The 6648-nt window shown below is 60.6% G+C and carries 6 protein-coding genes; 2 read left to right on the top strand and 4 right to left on the bottom strand.

Features of this window, described 5'->3' with window-relative positions; all coding sequences use genetic code 11:
- Positions 1-127: 127 nt before the first annotated feature.
- Positions 128-694, top strand: a complete 567-nt coding sequence (locus V7080_RS22250) for an NADPH-dependent FMN reductase (protein WP_334190572.1) — start codon at positions 128-130, stop codon at positions 692-694.
- A gap of 29 nt (positions 695-723) precedes the next feature.
- Here V7080_RS22250 and V7080_RS22245 read toward each other — a convergent pair whose 3' ends face one another.
- The gene (locus tag V7080_RS22245; RefSeq protein ID WP_334190571.1) at positions 724-1122 is read right to left on the bottom strand and encodes a diacylglycerol kinase; all 399 of its coding nucleotides are present in this window, start codon (positions 1120-1122) and stop codon (positions 724-726) included.
- 77 nt (positions 1123-1199) lie between these two features.
- Complete coding sequence (locus V7080_RS22240; protein WP_334190570.1) at positions 1200-2366, bottom strand: alpha-hydroxy acid oxidase; 1167 nt, start codon at positions 2364-2366, stop codon at positions 1200-1202.
- Between the two features lie 180 nt (positions 2367-2546).
- On the opposite strand from V7080_RS22240, the gene V7080_RS22235 reads away from it, so the two are divergent.
- Positions 2547-3335, top strand: coding sequence for an IclR family transcriptional regulator (locus tag V7080_RS22235; RefSeq protein WP_334190569.1), 789 nt, complete (start codon positions 2547-2549; stop codon positions 3333-3335).
- Positions 3336-3400: 65 nt separating this feature from the next.
- On the opposite strand, the gene V7080_RS22230 is transcribed toward V7080_RS22235, so the two are convergent.
- Both V7080_RS22230 and V7080_RS22225 read right to left on the bottom strand, forming a co-directional pair.
- Positions 3401-4255 (bottom strand): CheR family methyltransferase, encoded by an 855-nt coding sequence (locus V7080_RS22230; protein WP_334190568.1) that lies wholly within the window; start codon positions 4253-4255, stop codon positions 3401-3403.
- A partial coding sequence (locus V7080_RS22225) for an ATP-binding response regulator (protein ID WP_334190567.1) occupies positions 4240-6648 on the bottom strand: 2409 nt, incomplete at its 5' end. The genes V7080_RS22230 and V7080_RS22225, both read right to left, overlap by 16 nt.

Genomic DNA, 6648 nt, shown 5'->3' with positions numbered 1-6648 from the left:
CCTCACACATGTACTGGGCAAAAGCAATGGAAACAACGGTATGGAAAAGATGTCTATGTATTTGCGGCATCGCAACAAGCATGATCCCGCGAATGCCAACACCGAACCGCGTCCTGAAAGACCTATCATGTCCTCACCCTGCAACGTAGCGATTCTTGTAGGTAGCCTGCGCAAGGATTCCCTGAACAGAAAGCTTGCCCTGACCCTGATTGCCCTGGCGCCACCGTCATTACGGCTGTCGATTCTCGAGATCGGCGACCTGCCGCTCTACAACCAGGATTGGGAAGCCGATCCGCCCCAACCGGTGGTCGACTTCAAGCAGGGTCTCGCGGCTGCGGACGCGGTGCTGTTTGTGACGCCCGAGTACAACCGATCGGTCCCCGCCCCGTTGAAGAATGCAATCGATGTCGGTTCCCGGCCATATGGCCAGAGTGCGTGGAACGGCAAGCCCGGCGCGGTCATTACGCTGTCACCGGGCGCCATCGGCGGCTTCGGGGCCAATCATCACCTGCGGCAGTCGCTCGTGTTCTTGAATGTGCCGGTGCTGCAGCAGCCGGAAGCGTACATCGGTAACGCCGGCAGCCTGTTCACCCCGCAAGGCGAACTCGCGAACGACTCGACGCGTGCCTTCCTGGAAAAATTTCTGCAGGCATTCGCCCAATGGGTGGACCGCAACGCGCCCCGGCAGGCATGATGCCGTGACGATCGGGCACGGAAAGCGGGTTACTGCGTTGCGAGGGGAAAAAGAATCACCGCCCAGGTAGCGATCGCGAGCGAGCAGGCCAGAAACACGGCGGCGCTGCCGAAGTCTTTCGCGTTCTTGGATAGCTGGTGCCGTTCAAAGGAGATCCGATCGATCGCGGCTTCGATCGCGGAATTGATCAGCTCGACGATCAGCACCAGGACCAGCACACCGACCAGCGCCAGCTTCTCAACCGGCATGATCGGCAAGGTCAGCGCAAGGATTGTGGCCGGCACGACGACCATCAGCTCCTGGCGGAACGCATGCTCGCTCTTCCAGGCCATCCGGAATCCTTCGAACGAATACGAGATCGCACCGAGGATTCGCTTCAAACCGCTTTTGCTTTTGAATTCGCTGACTTGTGGATCATCGTTTGCCATACCGCCGCCGCGCTGAATCGAAGGCGCAATTCTATCAGTCAAGGTAGCGGTGACGGCATGGCTGGCCGCAGGGCCGCTTATTGCGGTGGGAGCGGACGCGGATAGGTACCGGGCAGCAGGATGGATGTATCGACCTTCCTGATATCGGTCAGTCCGCAAAGCGCCATGGTCACATCGAGTTCCTTGCGGATGATTTCCAGGCATTTGGTGACGCCCGCCTCGCCCAATGCGCCCAGGCCGTACAGGAAAGCCCGGCCGATATAGACGCCGCGGGCGCCGAGGGCGATTGCCTTGATGACGTCCTGGCCGGATCGGATTCCGCCGTCCATCTGGACCTCTATACGGTCGCCGACTGCTTCGACAATCCCCGGCAATGCGGCGATCGATGATTCCGCTCCGTCCAGCTGGCGGCCACCATGATTGGAAACGATGAGCGCGTCGGCGCCGCATTGCGCGGCCATCCGGGCATCCTCGACATCCATGACGCCTTTCAGGATCAGTTTGCCGTCCCAGCGATCGCGGACCCACTTGATGTGGTCCCAGGACAACGCCGGGTCGAACTGTTCGGCGGTCCATGATGACAGGGACGACATGTCCGATACTTCATTGGCGTGGCCGACGATATTGCCGAAGCCGCGGCGGCGGGTCTGCAGCATGCCGAGACACCAGCCCGGCTTGGTGGCCATGTTGAGCATGTTCGCAACGGTCAGCTTGGGCGGCGCGGACAAGCCGTTCTTCATGTCCTTGTGGCGCTGGCCGAGGATCTGCAGGTCAAGGGTGAGCACCAGGGCGGAGCATCGGGCGGCCTTCGCGCGCTGGATCAGCTTGCCCATGAATTCACGGTCTTTCAGGAAATAGACCTGGAACCAGAACGGGGTGCTGGTATTCGCCGCCACATCCTCGATCGAGCAGATGCTCATGGTCGACAGGGTGAACGGCACGCCGAATTTCTCGGCCGCCTTGGCAGCCAGGATTTCGCCGTCGGCATGCTGCATTCCGGTGAGCCCGGTGGGCGCAAGCGCGACCGGCATCACGGTGGGCTGCCCCGCCATTGTGGTTGCCAGGGTACGGTTTTCCATGTTGACCGCCACGCGCTGGCGAAACTTGATGGCGGCAAAGTCGGTGTTGTTGGCACGATACGTCGACTCGGTCCATGAGCCGGAATCGGCGTAATCGTAAAACATGCGCGGCACCCGGCGCTGCGCCAGTATGCGCAAATCCTCGATGCAGGTGATGACTGCCATGGCGTGATCCTTGTCTGAAACATACGTGGTTGAATGTCTGCATTATGGCGCGCGTGAGTTCGAACACCTTGTTGCAGGATCATGAAATTTATTGAATGACGGCCGGAAAAACTTTTCGCACGACTTTTCGTTTTTTTCACATTGTGATATAAAGCCTTTACTGCAACGCACCAATACATCATGAAACCCGATTCATCCACCGACAATCAAACCTCGATTCAGGTAATCGAACGCTTGATCTCGTTACTTGATGCCCTTGCTCAATATCCGGACCCGGTCAGCCTGAAGGAACTGTCGACCGTCACCGGCCTGCACCCGTCGACGGCACATCGCATCCTCAACGACCTGGTGCTGAAACGCTTCGTCGACCGCGCCGACGCCGGCTCCTATCGCCTCGGCATGCGCCTGCTGGAACTCGGCAACATCGTCAAGAGCAGGCTCAACGTACGGGAAGCCGCGCTCGACTTCATGCGCGCCCTTCACCGCAAGACCCATCAGACTGTGAATCTGTCCGTCCGCCAGGGTGACGAGATTGTGTACATCGACCGCGCATTTTCCGAACGCTCCGGCATGCAGGTGGTTCGGGCCATCGGCGGCCGGGCCCCCCTGCACCTGACCTCCACCGGCAAGCTGTTCCTGTCGATTGACGATGCCAAATCCGTGCGCGCCTATGCAACCCGTACCGGGCTTGCCGGCCATAACAAGAATTCCATCACCGACCTGATCAAGCTGGAGCGCGAACTCAGTCTTGTGCGCGCCCGCGGCTATGCGCGCGACAACGAGGAACTCGAGCTCGGCGTGCGGTGCATGGCGGCCGGCATCCACGACGACACCGGCAAGCTGGTCGCCGGCCTGTCGATCTCCGCGCCGGCAGATCGCCTGCAGGAAGAGTGGGTCGAGGACCTGGTCAGTACAGCAAATGAAATTTCGGCTGTGCTGGGATTCGTGCGACAGGGCGCGGCGGCCTGACCTGCAGTAAGGGATCCGCAACACGGTGCGTTCGGAATGCACCGTATGCGTCTTGTCTGGCCGGACTACACCATTCTGCGATACAAGCCCTGCTCCGCGCAGACCGGCTTGTAGCGCGAATCAAACGGTGTCGCGGAAAAATCCGCCGTCGCATCGACACTCAGCATGCCAAACAACGGCAGGCTCTCATGGAACAGCTGCAGCGCCCTGCGACGCAGCGCTACCCCAAAATCTCCCAGCCGGCGACGGCATACGATGAGCTCGAATTCATTGAAGGACGCATCGGTCGTCAGGTTGTAATGCGCCCAGGTGATATTGCGGCGCAACTCGGGAATGAATAACGCCCTTCCCTCGCTTTCGATGCAGTAGTTGGCGAGCATGCCCTGACCGCCGCTGCGGCGATAGTTCTCCTCGTACTCCGGCATTTTCTGCAACGGAAAGCTGCCGCCGCTGGCCTCTTCCAGCAACGATTCGTTGGAAACCGTGGCGAAGATCCTCGTGCGGTCGTACAGGTTTTCTTCCTTCAGCAGGATCGCCAGCGAGCATGCCTCTTCCGACGACAGGCAATCGGCGATCCAGATTTTCGGGGATGGACAGGAACGCAGCCATGGCCCGAGCGCATCCCGCAAGGCACGGAAATGCCCGGGATTGTCGAACAGCGGCGCAGGCTGCCCGCTCAATATGCGCAACAGCGATTCGAAGGCGGCGGTATCGTGCAATACCTTGTCTTGCAAGGCGGAGACCGTCGGCATGCCATCCGCCTGCATCAGCGCGTGCAGCTTCTGCCGCAGCGGCTCGCGCTGATAGCCGCGGAAATCATAGCCGGAATACTGGAAAACGCCCTCCAGCAGGAGGTCGATCTCCAGGTCTTCGACGGCTTGCGCCGCGCGAATCACCGGCATGACTATTGATGCAGCCATACCCGCATCAGCGACAGCAGTTGCGCTACATCCACTGGCTTGGTGATGTAGTCGGAGGCGCCGGCGGCAATACATTTATCGCGGTCGCCCTTCATCGCCTTGGCGGTAAGCGTGATGATCGGCAGCAACTTGAACTTCGGAATGTTGCGGATGGCACGCATGGTGTCGTAGCCATCCATCTCCGGCATCATGATGTCCATCAGCACGATCTCGATCGACGGGTCCTTTTCCAGCACTTCGATGCCGTCCCGGCCGTTCTCCGCAAACGACACTTTCATCTGCTGCCGCTCCAGCACTGAACTGAGCGCGAAGATGTTGCGCAGGTCATCGTCGACGATCAGCACCTTGCGGCCCGCCAGTCCACCGTCGGCGGCGTGGATTTCATCGAGCATGCGGCGCTGCGTCTCCGGCAGGCTGGCATGGGCGCGATGCAGGAACAGCGCGGTTTCGTCGAGCAGGCGCTCGGGTGAACGGGCATCCTTGACCACCACCGTCTTGGCGATCTTCTTCAGCCGGGTCACTTCCTTGCGGTTCAGCTCCTTGGCGGTGTACACGACGATTGGCAGGTTGCGCAAGGTCGAGTCCTCGCCGATCTTGTCGAGCAGCTCGAATCCGCTCATGTCGGGCAGGGTCAGGTCCAGCACCATGCAATCGAAGTGCGACGACTTCAGTGCATTGAGCGCATCCTGACCGGTCTCGACACCGGTGATCTGCACATCGCTTTCGCCGATCAGCGCCACGATGGTGTCGCGCTGCATCTTGTCGTCCTCCACCACCAGCAGGCTGCGCTTGCCGCGCACCAGGAACTGCTGGATGCGGGAATACTCTTCCTGCAGGCGTTCGCGCGACACCGGCTTGTGCAGGTAGGAGATCGCACCATGCCGCAGCGCGCGTTCGCGCTCCTTCAGCGTGGAAATGACGTGGACGGGAATATGCCGCGTGCTGGGATCACGCTTCAGGCGATCGAGTACCGTGAAGCCGTCGATATCCGGCAGGTCGATATCGAGCAGGATGGCGGCCGGCATATAGTCGCGCGCCAGCGTGAGCGCCGAATCACCCTTCGAAGTAACGATGCCCTTGAAGTTCTTTTCGCGCGCATAGTCGAGCAGCACCTTGGCGAACCGGGCATCGTCCTCGACGATCAGCACGGACGGATCGCCGGGGGCGATGAGCGCGCGGTCGTCCAGCGTCGTCTCATAATGAGCGACCGGCATTTCAACACGCACCGGCGTCGGCTCCAGCTCCTCCTCGGCCATCACCTCCACATCCTCGGCTTCCGCATACACAATCTTCGACACGATGGACGGCGACGCGGCTTGTTGTTGCGCCAGCACCTGTGTCGGCGTGGGCGCATGGCGCGGCGTTTCGTAATTGATGAATCCGGCGCGGTTGTAGGGCAGGAACAGGGTAAAGGTACTGCCGACCCCGATGACGCTTTCCACCCGGATCTCGCCGCCGAGCAGGCGCGCGAGTTCGCGGCTGATCGACAGGCCGAGGCCGGTGCCGCCGTATTTGCGTGCCGTACTGCCGTCGGCCTGCTGGAAGGCTTCGAAGATCAGCTGCAGCTTGTCCGAAGCGATACCGACGCCGGTATCGGTCACCGAAAAGGCAAGCACGCCGTCCGCCTGTGCAAGGTTCGGATGATCGGCGGTCCAGCCGGTACTCGCCATCGTGATATTGAGCGATACCTGTCCATGCGCGGTGAATTTGAACGCATTCGATAACAGGTTCTTCAGGATCTGCTGAAGGCGCGTGGTGTCGGTCATCATCGCCACAGGCAGGGTTTCCGCCAGGTCGACGGCGAAGTTGATGTTCTTCGCCTCCGCCATGTGACGGAAGGTACGTTCGACATAACCGCGCAGGGTGCGGAATCGGCATTCGCTGACTTCCAGCGTGACCGTTCCGGACTCGATCTTCGACAGGTCGAGGATGTCGTTGATGAGCGTCAGCAGGTCGCTGCCGGAGCCGTAGATCGTCTTCGCGAATTCCACCTGCTTCTCGGACAGGTTGCGGTCCGGGTTGTCGGACAACTGCTGCGCCAGGATCAGCAGGCTGTTGAGCGGCGTGCGCAGCTCGTGCGACATGTTGGCCAGGAACTCGGATTTGTATTTCGACGACAGCGCGAGCTGGGTGGCCTTTTCCTCCAGCGCCAGCTTCGCCTGTTCCACCTCGCGGTTCTTGCGTTCCACCTCGATGTTCTGGTCGGACAGCAGGCGCGCCTTTTCCGCCAGTTCCAGATTGGTCTGCTGCAGTTCCTGCGCCAGCGACTGCGACTGCGTCAGCAACGATTCGGTACGGCTGTTCGCCTCGATGGTATGCAGAACCACGCCGATCGACTCCATCAGCTGGTCGAGGAAGGACAGGTGGGTTTCGGTGAATCGGTCGAGCGACGC

The organism is Noviherbaspirillum sp. (genome assembly GCF_036846085.1).
Classification (GTDB): Bacteria; Pseudomonadota; Gammaproteobacteria; order Burkholderiales; family Burkholderiaceae_D; genus Noviherbaspirillum.
Note: the sequence above shows the minus strand (reverse complement) of the source record. Positions and strands in the feature narration are given on the sequence as shown.